This is a genomic window from Microbacterium sp. ProA8 (assembly GCF_039905635.1).
Lineage (GTDB): Bacteria > Actinomycetota > Actinomycetes > Actinomycetales > Microbacteriaceae > Microbacterium > Microbacterium chionoecetis.
Genome location: NZ_CP157000.1, coordinates 3,422,191 through 3,436,685, shown reverse-complemented (window position 1 = coordinate 3,436,685; position 14,495 = coordinate 3,422,191). Strand labels below are relative to the sequence as shown.

The following is a 14,495-nucleotide window of genomic DNA, read 5'->3' as shown; positions in this document are numbered from 1 at the left end:
AGTCATCGCTGCGGGGGCCACCCAGCCCGCAGGGCTGCTGCATGTCATCGCTCGTCATCCCCTAACCTGTTCGCACAGGCTCCATTTGGGATACAGAAAGGAACTCGATGGGCACACGCACGCTGACGTCCACCGACGTCGAACGGCTCGTCGACTGGGAGGGGCTGCTCTCCGCCCTCGAGCGTGTCCACCGAGAGCTGGCGACCGGTCGAGCCGTTCAGCCCGCCCCCGTGCCGCTGCGCGACCCGTCGGCGGCGGCCGCCGATTCGCCGGCCGTGGTCCCGATGCTGTCGTTCGCTCCCGACCTCGGGCTGTTCGCCGTGAAGGTGCTGGCAGACGCCCCGCGCAACCGCGAACTCGGGCGTCCGGCGCAGCGGTCCACGGTCAGCCTGTATGCCGCCGACACGGGGGAGTGCCTCGCCATGGTCGACGGCCGGGCGCTCACGAGGATCCGCACCGCGGCGGCGACGGCCATGGCCACGCGCGCGCTCGCCCGCCCGGATTCGCGGACCGTGGCCCTGCTCGGCTCGGGCGCCCTGGCGATCGAGCACGCCGCGGCGCTCCATCGGGCGTTCGAGCTCGACGAGATCCGGGTGTGGTCCCGTTCTGCCGACCGCGCCCGAAGCGCGACGGACGGATTGCGCGCTCTCGGAATCCCGGCCGTCGCCGCCGCGTCCGCGGCGAACGCCGTGCGGGAGGCCGACATCGTCTGCACGCTGACCCCTTCGCTCTCGCCGATCCTCAGCGCGGGCATGCTGGCGCCGGGAGTGCATGTGAACGCCGTCGGCTCCCCGCCGCGACGTGCCTACAGCGAGCTCGAGCCGGGCGTCTTCGCCCGGGCGGCGGTCGTCGCGGTCGACAGCCGCCAGGTGGCCTGGGCGGACTCTGGCAACGTGCGCAACGCCGTGGCGTCGGGCGCCCTCGCCGAGACCGACATCGTCGAGATCGGCGAGGTGCTGGAGGGTCTCGTGCCCGGGCGCACCTCTCCGGAGCACACCACGATCTTCAATTCGGTGGGGATCGGTCTGCAGGATCTGGCCGCCGCAGATCACATCCTGCGGCGCGCCGCCGCCGCAGGTGCTGGCACGATGGTCACGATCCGCGAATGACCGAATCGAGGGCGCGATGACCGACACGCTCGTGGCGACCGATGAATCTCTGGCGGCGCAGGCGTACCAGACGCTGCGCCGCGGCATCATCGTGGGGCGGTTCGAGGAGGGTTCGGCCCTCAAGGAGCATCGGCTCGCCGCCGAGCTGCAGGTCTCGCGCATCCCGATCCGCGCGGCGATCGCACGGCTCGACAACGACGGGTTCGTCCGCACGGCTCCGCGGCGCAGTGCGCGCGTGGAGGGCTGGACCGATCGCTCGATCAACGAGCTGTTCGACGTGCGTCTGAGCCTCGAGACGCTCGCCGCGCGCCGGGCGGCGCAGAACGTCCTGCGCGGAGCCGACTCGACGCGGCTCGACGCCTCGCTCGATTTCGCCCACGGCGCCGTGGCCGACGGCGACCGCCTCGCGATCGCGGAGGCGCATGCGCGGTTCCACGACAGCATCGTCGACGTCGCCGACAGCAGCCTGCTTTCGGCGCTCATGCGCGCGGTCCTCGGGCGCATGACGTGGCTGTTCTACCTCACGGGCGCGGGGCGCGATCCGGCGGTGCAGTCGCACGAGCACGACGAGCTGCTCGCCGCGATCGCCGCCGGCAACGATCGGCTGGCCGAGAGCCTGGCGTTCTCCCACATCGAGAAGGGCCGGGAGCCGTCGTTGTCGATCATCCTGGACGACTCCACGCGCAGCGCCCGGCGCGACGAGGGGCCTCCTAGGATGGCGGGATGACGGACATCCCCGCCCTCCCGCCCATCGCGATCCTCGGCGCCGGCTCGATGGGCGGGGCGATCGCCCGCGGCCTGTCGCGCTCCGGCCTCGCGGCCGGGGGAGTGACGGCCACCAACCGCTCGCGCGCCAAGGCCGCCGAACTCGATGGTCTCGTGGGCGTGTCGAGCATCGCCCTCGAAGAGCACCCGACGGGAAACACGGATGCCGCGGCCGCCGCGGGCGTCGTGCTGGTGGGTGTCAAGCCGGCGATGGTCCCCGACCTCCTCAGGGAGATCGCCCCGGCCCTGCGCCCCGGCGCGATCGTCGTGAGCCTGGCCGCCGGCGTCACGATCGCGACGTTCGAGGAGCTCCTCGGCGAGGGCGTCGCGGTGCTGCGCTCGATGCCCAACACGCCCGCGCTCGTCGGGCGCGCCGTCACCGGACTGGCGGCCGGATCGCTCGCCGACCAGGCGGCCGTCGCCACCGTCCGCCGGCTGTTCGAGACCGTGGGGACCGTCATCGAGGTGCCGGAGACGCAGATCGACGCGCTCTCGACCATCTCCGGCTCGGGTCCGGCCTACTTCTTCCTCCTCGTGGAGGAGTTCACGAAGGCCGCGCTCGGCAAGGGGTTCTCGGAGGCGGAGGCGCGGCTCATGGCCGAGCAGACCTTCATCGGCGCCGCGGCGCTGCTCGAGGCATCCGGTGACGACCCTGCCGAGCTGCGTCGACGGGTGACGAGTCCGAAGGGCACCACGGAGCGGGCGATCGCCGTGTTCCAGGAGGCGCGCCTGGACGACGTCTTCGTGGCGGCGACCGACGCGGCGCTCGCGCGTGCGCGGGAACTCGCGCAGGGCGGGTGAGCTCTCGGGGGCGGATCAGTCGCGATGCTGCGTCATGTACCACTCGGTGAAGGAACGCGCCCGGCCGTCCTCGTCGAGGTCGATCACCCAGAGGTTGCGGTAGCGGCGCCCGTCAGGCAGCTCGTCGTTCGGCGCGTAGTCCGTTCGCCCGTCCACGAAGACGCGATCGCCGTCGACGCCGGCGATCTCCCACTCGAACTCGTACGTGCCCGACTCGTCACGCGCTTCGAGCCAGCCGGCCACGATGGCGTCGGCCCCGGCCCACGGTTCACCCCATGGCTGGGTGTAGTACGCGGCATCGTCGGTGAAGAGGGCCCGGATGTCGTCGGGCTCGTTCGTCTTCCAAGCGTTCTCGTACGCTTCGACCCATCGCCGGGCCGCGGCCTCCGTCGTGTTGCGCTCTGTCATGCCGCGAGTATGCCGCGCGGCGGGGACATCCGACAGAGCGCCTCAGCGCTCGAGCGAGGCGAACCGCTCGATGTCGGAGTTCGTGCCCGAGACGATGATGAGGTCGTGGTTGGTCACCACGGTGTTCGCCTCGGCGTAGCGGAACGGCTTGCCCGGGCTCTTCACGCCGACGACAGTGACGTTGTATTTGGTGCGCACTCCGGACTCGTTGAGGCCGACGCCGCGGATGAACTTCGGCGGATACAGCTTGGCGAGGGCGAAATCGTCGTCGAAGCGGATGAAGTCGAGCATGCGGCCGCTGACCAGGTGGGCGACGCGCTCGCCGGCCTCGCGCTCGGGATAGATGACGTGGTTGGCGCCGACGCGGGCGAGGATCTTGCCGTGCGACTGCGACACCGCCTTCGCCCAGATCTGCGGCACCTTCAGGTCGACCAGGTTGGCCGTGATGAGGACGGATGCCTCGATCGACGAGCCGACGGCGACGACGGCCACCGAGAAGTCCTGCGCGCCGATCTGCTTGAGCGCGTCGATGTTGCGGGCATCGGCCTGGACGGTGTGGGTGACGCGCTCGGACCACTTCTGCACGAGGTCGAGGCTGTCGTCGATCGCGAGCACCTCGCGATCGAGCCGATCGAGCTCTCCCGCGCAGGCAGCGCCGAAGCGCCCCAGTCCGATCACGAGAACGGGGGCGTCGCCCCTGATGCGCTCAACCAACGATGGGCCTTTCCACAGGCAGCGAGTACAGCTGCGAACGGGATGACGCGGCCACGGCCGCGGCGAGAGTCACTGTACCAACGCGACCCATGACGATCGTGATCGCGAGCACGTAAACCGCTGGATCCGGCAGCTCGGCGGTGAGCCCCGTCGACAGGCCGACGGTCGCGAACCCCGAGATGACGTCGAACAGCACGTCACCGAGATCGGCCTTGGTGATCTGGGTGATGATGATCGTCGCGACGGCCACGATCGTCGCGCCCCACGCCACGACCGACAGCGCGACGCGCAGCACATCGCTGGGGATGCGCCGGCCGAACACCTGGTTGGACGCGCGTCCCTTCGCCTCCGACACGACGGCCAGCGCGATCACCGCGAGCGTGGTGACCTTGATGCCGCCGGCGGTCGACGCGGAGCCGCCGCCGACGAACATGAGCATGCACGCCACCAGCAGGCTGGATTGATTCAGCTCGCCGATGTCGAGGATCGCGAAGCCGCCCGATCTCGTCATCGCGGAGAGGAAGAACGCCTGGAAGGTGGTGTCCCACGCGTCGTTCGTGCCGAGGGTGAGGAGGTTGTCGTACTCGAGCACGAGGAACACCGCGCCGCCGAGGAAGAACAGCGCCACCGTGGTGATGATGGTGAGCTTCGCGTGCAGCGACCACCGCCGCACCCGCCAGCGCTGCCGCAGGAGGGTGTAGATCACAGGGAAGCCGATGGAGCCGAGGAACACGCCGGCCATGAGCACCGTCAGGAAGAAGTAGTCGTGACGGAAGGGCTCGAGGCCCTCGGCGTTCGGCGTGAAGCCGGTGTTCGTGAACGACATCGCGGCGTAGAACGGAGCCTCCCACAGCGCGACGTTCCACGGGACGCCCGCCAGCAGCAGCCCCGGATAGAGGAGGATCGCGATGATCCCTTCGATGACGAGGGTCGACAGCGCCACCGTCGCGAGCAGGCTGCCGATCTGGCCGAGCTGCACCGTCTGGCCCTCGTTGACCGGCCCGCCGTGGGTGCGGAGCGGGTTCGAGTCGCTCGCGGCGATGAGTTTGGCGCGCAGTCCGAGGCGGCGTGAGATCACGAGGCCGAGGATGGAGGCGAGCGTCAGCACGCCGAGCGCACCGATCTGGACGCCGATGAATACCAGCACATGCCCGAACGCGGACCAGTGCGTGGCCATGTCGACGGTCGCCAGTCCCGTGACGCAGATGGTGGACACGGCCGTGAAGAAAGCGTCGGCGAAGGGAGTGACCTGCCCGCTCGCCGCCGCGACCGGCAGGGAGAACAGTCCCGTGAAGAGCAGGATCAGCGAGAGGAAGATGAGGATCGCGAACCGCGCGGGGGAGCGCTGCGTCAGGTCGCGGAAGAATTCCATGAACGCGTGGCCGAGCACACGCAGGCGGCCCATGCCCGAGACGGGGGCGGCTCGCCTGCCATCCGTCATACGGGAATCCTCCTGATGCGAAACGGCTGAACCGCCGGCGGTCGTGATCATGGTACTCCGCAGGGCTCCCGACTAATCTGAGCACATGGCGGACATCTTCGACGTGATCGCAGACGGAACACGTCGCGACATCCTGCGACTGCTGCTCGATCGATCGTCCGCAGGAGAGCGCGGCACCAGCGTGTCGCACATCGTCACGGAGCTCGGCGCGAGCCAGCCGACGGTGTCGAAGCACCTCAAGGTGCTGCGCGACGCGCACCTCGTCTCGGTCCGCGAAGAGGGGCAGCACCGCTACTACAGCCTCTCGGCCGAGCCACTGGACGAGGTCGACGACTGGCTCGTGCCGTTCCTCGACGGCGACGCCGGCGATGCCGGCGAAGGGGCCGCTGCGGCGCTGCCCGACTCCGCCGCCCACGCGGCCGAGGTGGTCGGCCGGGCCGCGGCATCCGCGAAGCACGCCTTCGAGAACGCCTTCAAGCGCCTGCCCGGCCGGTGACTTGCCGTCCGGTCGTTGAGCGAGGAGCGCAGCGACGAGACGAAACGCTCTGAGGCGACCTTTGTCGTCGGCTCGGGGCGTTTCGTCTCGCTTCGCTCGCTCAACAACCGGACCCAGCTGGAGGATGTCCCCGCGCAGCGGGACCCCGGCTGAGCGGTACCCGACCTACCGGCGGCCGGCCTTGCGGCGGAACAGCCAGGCACCCCACACGAACGACACGACGAGGATGCCGAGGCACCAGGCGATCGCCCAGCCGACGGTGTCATCGACGGGCGTTCCCATCAGGAGCCCGCGGATCGTCTCGATGATCGGCGTGACCGGCTGATACTGCGCGACGCCCTGGAGCCACTCGGGCATCGTCTCGACGGGCACGTACGCGCTCGAGAGGTACGGCAGGAACAGGATGATGAAGCCGTAGCCGTTGGCGCCCTCGGGGCTGCCGGACGCGAGCCCGATCGCCGCGAACAGGTACGTGATCGCGAGGATCCAGAGAGCGATCACCCCGACCGCGCCGACCCAGCCCCAGAAGCCTGCCGTCGGGCGGAACCCCACGAGCAGCGCGACGCCGATCACGATCGCGGTCGCGAAGAGGTTGCGCAGCAGGCTCGCGACGACGTGACCGGTGAGCACGGCGTTCGCGCGCACCGGCATCGTGCGGAACCGGTCGATGATGCCGGCCTTCATGTCGCCGGCCACGTACACGGCGGTCGACGCGGCGCCGAACCCGGCGCACGTGAGGATCACGCCCGGCACGACGTAGTTGACGTAGTCGCCGGTGGGGTCGATCGCCCCGCCGAACACCCACGTGAACATCAGCATGAGCATCACGGGCAGCAGGATCGCCATCAGCAGCGATTCGCCGTCGCGCAGCGAGTGCAGGAGGCTGCGTCCGACGAAGACGCCCTCGGCGGTGAGGCCGGCCACCCGCGGGCGCAGCGCGGGGACGGTCGGCGAGGCGGTCACGGTGGTCATGCGATCTCCTTCAGGGTGTCGGCCCGGGGCGCGTCGGCGCGCTCGCCGCGGGCGTCGGGGGTGGTGAGTGCGAGGAACACGTCGTCGAGACTCGGTCGCCGCAGCGTCACGACGCCCTCGGCACCCGACTCGTCGAGCACGTCGAGCGCCCGGCGCAGTCCGGTCACCGAGCCGTCGGTGGCGACCTCCCGCACGAGGTCGCCGTGGGCGTCGTGCAGCTCGACCGTGTCGCCGCCGATGCGCGACTTGAGCTGGGCGGCGGTTCCCGTGGCGACCACGATGCCGCGGTCGAGCACGGCGATGCGATCGGCGAGCTGGTCGGCCTCCTCGAGGTACTGCGTGGTGAGGAAGACCGTGGTGCCGGCGTCGGCGAGCGAGCGGATGACGTCCCACAGCTCACGGCGGCTGCGCGTGTCGAGTCCGGTCGTCGGCTCGTCGAGGAACAGCACCTCGGGTGCGACGACGAAGCTGAGGGCCAGGTCGAGCCGTCGCCGCATGCCCCCCGAGTACGTGCCGACGCGGCGGGATGCGGCATCCGTCAACCCGAACCGTTCGAGCAGTTCCGCGGCGCGGCGGCGGGCCGCGCGCCGGGAGAGCCCCGACAGACGGCCCATCAGGACGACGTTCTCGGTGCCGGTGAGGACGTCGTCGACGGCGGCGGCCTGGCCGGTCAGGCTGATGCGGCGCTTGACCTGCTCGGGATCGCGCGCCACGTCGATGCCCGCGACCGTGGCGGTGCCGGCGTCGGGGTGGACGAGCGTCGTGAGGATGTTGATGGTCGTGGTCTTGCCGGCGCCGTTCGGGCCCAGCAGCGCGAAGACCTCGCCACGGCCTACGTGGAGGTCGAGACCGTCGAGGACGCGTTGGCGGCCGAACGTCTTTCGCAGGCCCTCGACGACGATGACCGGCGGAGCGGTGCGGTCGGGCATGGGACTTCCTCTCATGTATCTGTGTATGGACGAAACTGTGTATGCCAGTAACTGTTTATGACGGTAACACACTGTTTACGTGATAAACAGTCCTAGACTGACGAGATGACCGACGCCGTCGAGCCCGAGCTTCCGCGGGGCATCGCCCTCGCGTGGGGCGTCGCCGCCAGTCCGCAGCGTGGTCCCAAGCGCGAGATGAGCGTCGAGCGCATCGTCGAGGCGGCGATGGAGATCGCGGATGCCGAGGGTCTCGGCGCCGTCTCCATGGCGGCGGTTGCGGCGAAACTCGGCTTCACGCCCATGTCGCTGTACCGGTACGTCACCGCGAAGGAAGACCTCGTGCTGCTCATGCAGGAGGAGGCGACCGGTTCGCCGTCGGAGGCGACGCGGGAGGCGGGCGGCTGGCGCGAGCGCCTCGAGGCCTTGTTCGGCGAGCAGCTGCAGCACTACCTGCGGCACCCCTGGGTGCTCGACATCCCGATCTCGGGCGTTCCGGCCACGCCCAACAGCGCCGCGTGGATGGATGCCGGGATCAGCGCGCTCGACGACACCCCGCTGACCTACGAGGAGCGCTTGGCCGTGATGCTGCTGGTCACGGGCACGGCGCACTGGGCCGGCACGGTGCTGGCCGGGTATGCCCGCGTGGAACGCGAGCAGGGCGTCGGCAGCGACACGATCGCCCGCAACGAGGACGCGATGTTCCGGGCGCTGATCACCGCCGAGGCGTATCCGTCGCTGCGGGCCGCCATCGAGGCGGGGGCGTTTCTGGATGACTCGGACCCGTTCTCCTTCGCACTGGAGCGCGGGCTCGACGGCGTCGCCGCCTACATCGCCGCTGCGGAGGAGGGTCGCCGAGGCGAGCGCAAGAAGTGGGTCACGATCGACGACGGCGAGATCGCCGACGACAAGAAGTTCCGCGAGGCGCAGAAAGCCGTGCGGCAGGCCGAGAAGGCCCTGCGCGACGCGCGCAAGCTCGAGCGCCTGGCGGCGCGCGAGGCGCACGACCGCAAGGCCCGCCAGCGCCCCGAGTCCTGACGCGGATCACATCGGCCCCAGCTGTCACAGAGTTCACAGGGGCACCGTATTTACACACGGGTCCCGCGCGTTCTAGAGTGACTGCAGTACTTCTGGGGAAGGAATCGACATGGCTGAGTTGTCCGATGTGCGCTTCCTCACGGTCGCCGAGGTCGCGGAGCTCATGCGCGTGTCCAAGATGACGGTCTACCGCCTCGTGCACTCCGGAGAACTGCCCGCGGTCCGCTTCGGCCGCAGCTACCGGGTGCCCGAGTCCGCCGTCACCGAAGCCCTGCAACGGCCGATCGCCGACGTCGGCTGAGAACCGCCGTCAGTCTGCGACGGTGGCCCCTGCCCGCGCGAGGAGCCGTTGCGGAAGGAATGTCCCCGCTCCGTCCGAGCGCCGAGTCCGCCTCGTCCCGTGCGCCGTCCGCCCAGGCCCGGAAGACGTGGGGTGCACCGGCGACCGACTCGAACCCGACATCGACGTCTGGCCGCGATGCGCGAAGCGCTTGAGGCGTCAGGTCACTGACGCTCAGGCCACGCGACACTCCGCGGCAGCCCGAGCAAGGGAGCGACCGACGTGTCGAAATGTGTGAGCTCATCGATCCGGCGACCGGCCACGCCGATCACGAGGACGCCGACCAGCCGGAGGCATCCCGTGGTGGCATCCCGCGCGTACTCGCCCCAGGCAGGCTGACGGTTCGCGGACGTCGGCACCATCCGTTCGATGGTGCGCCGATGGTCGGCGACCGCGCCGAAGAACGCCGCTGCGGCGCTGGGGCCGTGGTACTCGTACGGCAGCGGCGGCATGCGCACCCACACGTCGTCGGTCATGAGCGCGACGAGGGCGCTGACGTCGTCGGACAGGAAGGCGGTCACGAACCGCTCGAGGAGCTCGGGATCCGGGGTGGTTGCATCCCTGCGGGCGGGCGTCGTGGCGAGCGCGGCGCGCGCCCTCTTGAGCGAGCCGTTCAGTGCGTCGACCGAGACGCCCAGCAACTCGGCGGCCTCGGCAGCGGGGTACCCGAGCACATCGCGCATGAGCAGCGCCGCGCGCTGCGACGGAGGCAGGAGCTGCAGCGCCCGCGTGAAGGCGAGCGAGATGGCGTCCCGCGACTCGTAGCGGGTCTCCGGCCCAGGAGCGTCGTCGGGGATGTCGTCGAACAGGGAATCCGGGTAGGGCTGCAGCCACATCACCTCGCCGCGCGCCGTCGGCAGTGCGGCCGGGTCGGCGGGCTGGGGCGCTCGCCGACCGGCACGCAAGAGATTGAGACAGCGGTTGGTCGCGATGCGGTACAGCCATGTGCGCACCGATGAGCGGCCCTCGAATCCGGCCAGGCCGAGCCATGCGCTCAGGAGCGTCTCCTGGACCGCGTCTTCGGCATCCTGAACCGAGCCGAGCATGCGATAGCAGTGGACGTGCAGTTCGCGACGATGCTCATCGACGAGTGCGTCGAACGCCGCGCGGTCGCCCGCGCGCGCTGCCCTGAGCAGGTGATCGGTCATGACGCCTCGCCTTCCCCATCGGGATCATCGTCCCGTTCCACACTCTTGTCGACACCGCGACCGCCGGGAATCGGTCGCGCGGCATCCCGGGGCGGTGACCAGTTGGACTCGTTCGGTGCGTCTGCATGAGCGAATCGTTTCTGGAAGGAGACTGCGATGCCTAATGAACACGCTCTCGAACGGCGGACCCTGCTCATCACCGGCGCGAGCCGCGGACTCGGCCGAGCGCTCGTCGACGGTGCGCTGGAACGCGGCGCGGCGCGCGTGTACGCCGCCTCCCGCACGGTGTTCGCGCATCCGGATGCGCGCGTGACGCGCCTGGAATTGGACGTCGCGGACCAGGGCTCGATCGACGACGTCGCCGCGCAGGCCCCCGATGTCGACATCCTGATCAACAATGCCGCCCTCGGTCTGTTCGACGATCTCACCGATCCCGGCGTGCTCGAGGAGCACCTGAGCGTGAACCTGCTGGGGCCGGTGCGCCTGACGAACGCCCTCGTCGCCTCGCTCGCGGCCCGCGGCGGCGCCGTCGTGAACGTGGGGTCGATCGCCGCCCTGGCCAACCTCCCCGTGATGGCCTCGTACTCCGTCTCGAAGGCCGCGCTGCTCTCGGTGTCGCAAGCGCAGCGCGGACTGCTGGCTGCGCGGGGCATCCGCGTGCACGCGGTGCTCGCCGGACCGATGGACACCGACATGACGAGCGCTCTCGATATCCCGAAGACGGCGCCGTCGGTCGTGGCCGCGGCGATCTACGACGGGCTCGCGCGCGGAGCGGACGAGATCTTCCCCGACCCGGTCTCGGTCCAGTTCGAGCAAGGCTGGAACAACGGACAGCTCAAGGCGTTCGAGCGGGCCAATGCGGCGCTGCTCGAACCGGCAGTATGAGCCGGGGCCCCCGTCACCGAAGCCCTGCAACGGCCGATCGCCGACGTCGGCTAGACTGATCCGAGGCATTTTTCGTATCTGCTCGTTCCCGGGCGCCGCACACGCCGCGCCCAGACCCCGACATAGTGAGGTTTTCCGTGGGTTCTGTCATCAAGAAGCGCCGCAAGCGCATGGCGAAGAAGAAGCACCGCAAGCTGCTTCGCAAGACTCGCCACCAGCGCCGCAACAAGAAGTAAGCGGCATCCGCACCAAGCGCCTGTCTTCGGACGGGCGCTTCGTGTATGCCCCTGCTCCGCCGTGCGGAGCCGCGACCCGAGAGGCCGACATGAAGTCCATCACCGTTCAGCAGCTGCGTGAACGCGCCGGCACCCCGCTCATCGACGTGCGCGAGGTCGACGAGTTCGCCGCCGGGCACGTTCCCGGTGCGGTCAACATCCCGATGTCCGCGATCGGCAGCCGGCTCGACGAGCTGCCCGACGGCGCGTTCGACGTCATCTGCGCGATCGGCGGCCGTTCGGGCCGCGTGGTCGAGGCGCTCGAGGCGCGCGGCTACGACGCGACCAACGTCGACGGCGGCACGAACGAGTGGATCGCCGCCGGCTACCCGGTCGAGGCGTGACGGCGACGGGCCAGACGGCGATCGGTGTGACGGCGGTGCCGCGATGACGACCATCACCCTCATCGGCAAGCCGGACTGCCACCTGTGCGACGTCGCCCGAGAGGTCGTCGAGACGGTCGTCGCCGAACTCCCCGAGGACGCCGTCGACCTCGATGAGCTCTCGATCGCCGACGACCCCGCGCTCTACGCGCAGTGGTGGGAGAAGATCCCCGTCGTGCTCATCGACGGCGAGCTCCACGGCCACTGGCGTGTGTCGCCCGACCGCCTGCGCGCGGCCCTCGCCGCCGCCCGCTGACGTCCCTGCTCGCGCGCGACGACCGTCCCGGCGGGCGCGTGGGGCCGCGGCATCCGTGTTCCTCAGCTGAGGACGTGAGCCGGGATGCGGGACGACCCGCCGGATAGCCGCCCGCATTCCGGGGCTGTTCCTCGAATGAGGATCAGAAGGTCGCGGGGCGCGATCCGCTCTTGCTCCTCAGATGAGGAACGGCGCGGGTGAGGACGGCTCGCTACGGATGCTGCGGGGTCAGCCGGCGAGGCGGGTGCGGAGGGCGTCGAGTTCGGCGCCGGTGAGGCCGCCCGACCGCAGGTATGCCGCCGAGCCGCCGTGCTCGTCGATCCACGACAGCGCCTGGGCGATGGCCGCCGGAGGCGTGCCGGTGACCAGTTCGCGGATCTCGGGCGTCAGCGGCGCGCCCATCTGCTCGATGCCGGCGAGCATGCGGTCCGCCCATGGGCCGGCGAGGTTGCGCTCCGAGACGGCGTAGTCGGCGATCACCGCATCGCGGTCGACGCCGACCGCGTCGAGGATGAGCGCCACCGCCACGCCGGTGCGGTCCTTGCCGGCGGTGCAGTGGATCAGGACCGCGGACGCGTGGCCGTCGACGGTCCCCGCGTCCTGTGGCGCCTCGCTCCGTCGGGGTGCCGAGATGCGGCGGGCCGCCTCGGCGAACGAGGTCGCGCCGTGTTCGAGCATCTGGACGTAGAGCTCGCCGAGGCGGGGGAGGGTCGCGAGGATCTGCTTCGCCATGCCGGTGTCGATGGGGCCGTCGGCCCGCGCCGCGGCGCCGGCAGCGCCGGTGAGCGCGCCTTCGAGGACGGAGAGCTCGACCACATCGAGGGCGCGGTCGGCAGGCAGACGGTCAGGCGCGGCGGCCTGCTCCATCGGCGTGCGGAAATCCACGATCACGCCGATGGGGCTCGCCGAGAGGTCCGCCACCCCCGCGTCGGTCAGGCCGATGAGCCCCTCGGAGCGGTAGAGCACGGTGGGGCGCACGCTGCCGCCTGTTGCGAGGGGGAGGCCGCCGAGGTCCCGGAAGTTCTGGAGTCCGTCGAGGGTGATCGTCACTCTCGAGGATTACCACATCCGCGTGTACGCGCTGGTCGGCCCCGCGCCGTCCCGGTCAGGGGCGGGTGTGGGCCGGCGTCCGGGATCAGGGCGCGAGGCGCGTCGGACCGCGGAAGAGGTAGGTGACCTCGCGGATCGACGACTCGCCGAGCAGCAGCATGAGCACGCGCGCGAGGCCCATACCGAAGCCGCCGTGGGGCGGGGCGCCGTAGCGGAAGAAGTCGAAGTAGAAGTCGAGGTGCTCGGCACCGAGACCCTTCTCCTTCGCCTGCTCGATGAGCACGTCGACGCGGTGCTCGCGCTGCGCGCCCGTCGTGATCTCGACGCCCTTGAACAGCAGGTCGTACGACTTCGTCAGGCCGGTCTCTTCGTCGCGCATGTGGTAGAACGCGCGGATCTCGGGGTGGTAGTCGGTGATGAACACGAACTGGTGTCCGTACGTCTCCTCGACGTGGGCCGAGATCTGACGCTCGCCCTCGGGGTCGAGGTCGCCGTCGGTGCGCGGGATCTCGTAGCCGCGGCTCTTCACGATCTCGCGCGCCTCGGCGAGCGGGATGCGCGGGAAGGGGATGGCCGGCACCTGCACCTCGAGGCCGAACAGCTCCTCGATCTCGGCGCCGTGCTTGTCCTTCACCGCCTGGAACGCGGTCTGCAGCAGCTCCTCCTGCATCGCGGCGACGTCCTCGTGCGAGTCGATCCAGCTGATCTCGGCGTCGACCGAGGTGAACTCCGTGGCGTGGCGCGAGGTGAACGACGGGTCGGCGCGGAAGGCCGGAGCGATCTCGAAGATCTTGCCGAAGCCGGCAACCTGCGCCATCTGCTTGAAGAACTGCGGCGACTGCGCGAGGTACGCCGTCTGGTCTCCGAAGTACTCGAGCGAGAACAGCTCCGCGTTGGACTCGGATGCCGAGGCCATGAGCTTCGGCGAGTGCACCTCGATGTAGTCGCGGTCGATCCAATACGAGCGGAAGGCGTGCTCGAGGGTCGTCTGCACGCGGAAGATGAGGTTGTTTCGGCGCTGGCGGAGGTCGAGGAAGCGCCAGTCCATGCGCTTGTCCATGCCGCTGTCGGCGGCGATGGGCGTCTCGGGGAGAGCGGCGGCCGCGATGTCGAGTGCGCCGATCTTGATCTCGACGCCGCCGAGCTTCACGCGCTCGTCGTGCTTCAGCTCACCCGCGACCGTCAGGAACGTGCCGGTGGCGAGGTTCGAGATGAGGTCCGTGAGGGCCAGGGCTGCAGCATCCTGTTCCGACCCGTCCTCTGCCGGCCGCGTCGCCGGGTTGACCAGCTGCACCGCCCCGGTCTCGTCGCGAAGGATGACGAACTGCACCTTCTTCTGATCCCGGACGGTCTCGACCCATCCGGAGACGGAGACGGGGCCGTCGGAGAGGCCCTTGAGCTGGTTGACGAGAACGCGTTCGGTCACGAGCGACAAGTCTACGTCGCGGCATCTCGTGCCCATGCCCGGAGCCCGCGGGCGACCCCCTG

18 protein-coding genes are annotated in these 14,495 nt (G+C 70.0%); 10 read left to right on the top strand and 8 right to left on the bottom strand.

What is annotated here, in order from left to right:
• Positions 1–107: 107 nt before the first annotated feature.
• From ABG085_RS15420 to proC, 3 genes are read left to right on the top strand one after another with little or no spacing between them, the layout of a single operon-like run.
• Complete coding sequence (locus ABG085_RS15420; RefSeq protein WP_347976615.1) at positions 108–1,109, top strand: ornithine cyclodeaminase family protein; 1,002 nt, start codon at positions 108–110, stop codon at positions 1,107–1,109.
• Positions 1,110–1,125: 16 nt separating this feature from the next.
• A complete protein-coding gene (locus ABG085_RS15415) occupies positions 1,126–1,836 on the top strand; it encodes a GntR family transcriptional regulator (RefSeq protein ID WP_347976614.1) in 711 nt (236 codons plus the stop codon).
• Positions 1,833–2,675, top strand: a complete 843-nt coding sequence (gene proC, locus ABG085_RS15410; RefSeq protein ID WP_347976613.1) for a pyrroline-5-carboxylate reductase — start codon at positions 1,833–1,835, stop codon at positions 2,673–2,675. Before ABG085_RS15415 ends, proC begins: the two co-directional genes overlap by 4 nt.
• Before the next feature lie 15 nt (positions 2,676–2,690).
• Here proC and ABG085_RS15405 read toward each other — a convergent pair whose 3' ends face one another.
• Genes ABG085_RS15405 through ABG085_RS15395 form a run of 3 tightly spaced genes read right to left on the bottom strand, consistent with a single transcriptional unit; the run spans position 2,691 to position 5,202 of the window.
• Positions 2,691–3,083 (bottom strand): nuclear transport factor 2 family protein, encoded by a 393-nt coding sequence (locus ABG085_RS15405; protein ID WP_347976611.1) that lies wholly within the window; start codon positions 3,081–3,083, stop codon positions 2,691–2,693.
• Positions 3,084–3,125: 42 nt separating this feature from the next.
• Complete coding sequence (locus tag ABG085_RS15400; RefSeq protein ID WP_163618314.1) at positions 3,126–3,797, bottom strand: TrkA family potassium uptake protein; 672 nt, start codon at positions 3,795–3,797, stop codon at positions 3,126–3,128.
• On the bottom strand, positions 3,790–5,202 hold the full coding sequence (locus tag ABG085_RS15395; protein ID WP_347979218.1) for a potassium transporter TrkG: 1,413 nt from the start codon (positions 5,200–5,202) through the stop codon (positions 3,790–3,792). The genes ABG085_RS15400 and ABG085_RS15395 overlap by 8 nt, the downstream gene beginning before the upstream one ends.
• A gap of 121 nt (positions 5,203–5,323) precedes the next feature.
• On the opposite strand from ABG085_RS15395, the gene ABG085_RS15390 reads away from it, so the two are divergent.
• A complete protein-coding gene (locus ABG085_RS15390; RefSeq protein WP_347976610.1) occupies positions 5,324–5,734 on the top strand; it encodes a metalloregulator ArsR/SmtB family transcription factor in 411 nt (136 codons plus the stop codon).
• Between the two features lie 165 nt (positions 5,735–5,899).
• Here ABG085_RS15390 and ABG085_RS15385 read toward each other — a convergent pair whose 3' ends face one another.
• Together ABG085_RS15385 and ABG085_RS15380 are read right to left on the bottom strand one after the other, a co-directional pair.
• Positions 5,900–6,706 carry an ABC transporter permease gene (locus tag ABG085_RS15385; RefSeq protein ID WP_347976608.1) on the bottom strand — a complete coding sequence of 269 codons (807 nt, stop codon included), beginning with the start codon at positions 6,704–6,706 and terminating at the stop codon, positions 5,900–5,902.
• On the bottom strand, positions 6,703–7,635 hold the full coding sequence (locus ABG085_RS15380; RefSeq protein WP_347976607.1) for an ATP-binding cassette domain-containing protein: 933 nt from the start codon (positions 7,633–7,635) through the stop codon (positions 6,703–6,705). The genes ABG085_RS15385 and ABG085_RS15380 overlap by 4 nt, the downstream gene beginning before the upstream one ends.
• A 105-nt stretch (positions 7,636–7,740) precedes the next feature.
• On the opposite strand from ABG085_RS15380, the gene ABG085_RS15375 reads away from it, so the two are divergent.
• Both ABG085_RS15375 and ABG085_RS15370 read left to right on the top strand, forming a co-directional pair.
• Complete coding sequence (locus ABG085_RS15375; RefSeq protein WP_347976606.1) at positions 7,741–8,670, top strand: TetR/AcrR family transcriptional regulator; 930 nt, start codon at positions 7,741–7,743, stop codon at positions 8,668–8,670.
• Between the two features lie 109 nt (positions 8,671–8,779).
• Positions 8,780–8,971, top strand: a complete 192-nt coding sequence (locus ABG085_RS15370) for a helix-turn-helix domain-containing protein (protein ID WP_163618319.1) — start codon at positions 8,780–8,782, stop codon at positions 8,969–8,971.
• A gap of 203 nt (positions 8,972–9,174) precedes the next feature.
• On the opposite strand, the gene ABG085_RS15365 is transcribed toward ABG085_RS15370, so the two are convergent.
• A complete protein-coding gene (locus tag ABG085_RS15365) occupies positions 9,175–10,158 on the bottom strand; it encodes an RNA polymerase subunit sigma-70 (protein WP_347976605.1) in 984 nt (327 codons plus the stop codon).
• 156 nt (positions 10,159–10,314) lie between these two features.
• Between ABG085_RS15365 and ABG085_RS15360 the strand changes: the two genes are divergently transcribed.
• The 4 genes from ABG085_RS15360 to ABG085_RS15345 all read left to right on the top strand — a co-directional run bounded on the left by ABG085_RS15360 (position 10,315) and on the right by ABG085_RS15345 (position 11,957).
• The gene (locus tag ABG085_RS15360; protein WP_347976604.1) at positions 10,315–11,043 is read left to right on the top strand and encodes an SDR family NAD(P)-dependent oxidoreductase; all 729 of its coding nucleotides are present in this window, start codon (positions 10,315–10,317) and stop codon (positions 11,041–11,043) included.
• Between the two features lie 137 nt (positions 11,044–11,180).
• Positions 11,181–11,279 carry an AURKAIP1/COX24 domain-containing protein gene (locus tag ABG085_RS15355; protein ID WP_003792170.1) on the top strand — a complete coding sequence of 33 codons (99 nt, stop codon included), beginning with the start codon at positions 11,181–11,183 and terminating at the stop codon, positions 11,277–11,279.
• A gap of 89 nt (positions 11,280–11,368) precedes the next feature.
• Positions 11,369–11,662 carry a rhodanese-like domain-containing protein gene (locus ABG085_RS15350; RefSeq protein ID WP_347976603.1) on the top strand — a complete coding sequence of 98 codons (294 nt, stop codon included), beginning with the start codon at positions 11,369–11,371 and terminating at the stop codon, positions 11,660–11,662.
• A gap of 43 nt (positions 11,663–11,705) precedes the next feature.
• Positions 11,706–11,957, top strand: coding sequence for a glutaredoxin family protein (locus ABG085_RS15345; protein ID WP_347976601.1), 252 nt, complete (start codon positions 11,706–11,708; stop codon positions 11,955–11,957).
• Positions 11,958–12,185: 228 nt separating this feature from the next.
• Here the strand turns inward: ABG085_RS15345 and ABG085_RS15340 are convergent, their stop codons facing one another.
• Together ABG085_RS15340 and aspS are read right to left on the bottom strand one after the other, a co-directional pair.
• Positions 12,186–13,007, bottom strand: coding sequence for a tyrosine-protein phosphatase (locus ABG085_RS15340; protein WP_347976600.1), 822 nt, complete (start codon positions 13,005–13,007; stop codon positions 12,186–12,188).
• Between the two features lie 85 nt (positions 13,008–13,092).
• Positions 13,093–14,433 (bottom strand): aspartate--tRNA(Asn) ligase, encoded by a 1,341-nt coding sequence (gene aspS / locus ABG085_RS15335; RefSeq protein ID WP_347976599.1) that lies wholly within the window; start codon positions 14,431–14,433, stop codon positions 13,093–13,095.
• Positions 14,434–14,495: the final 62 nt, after the last annotated feature.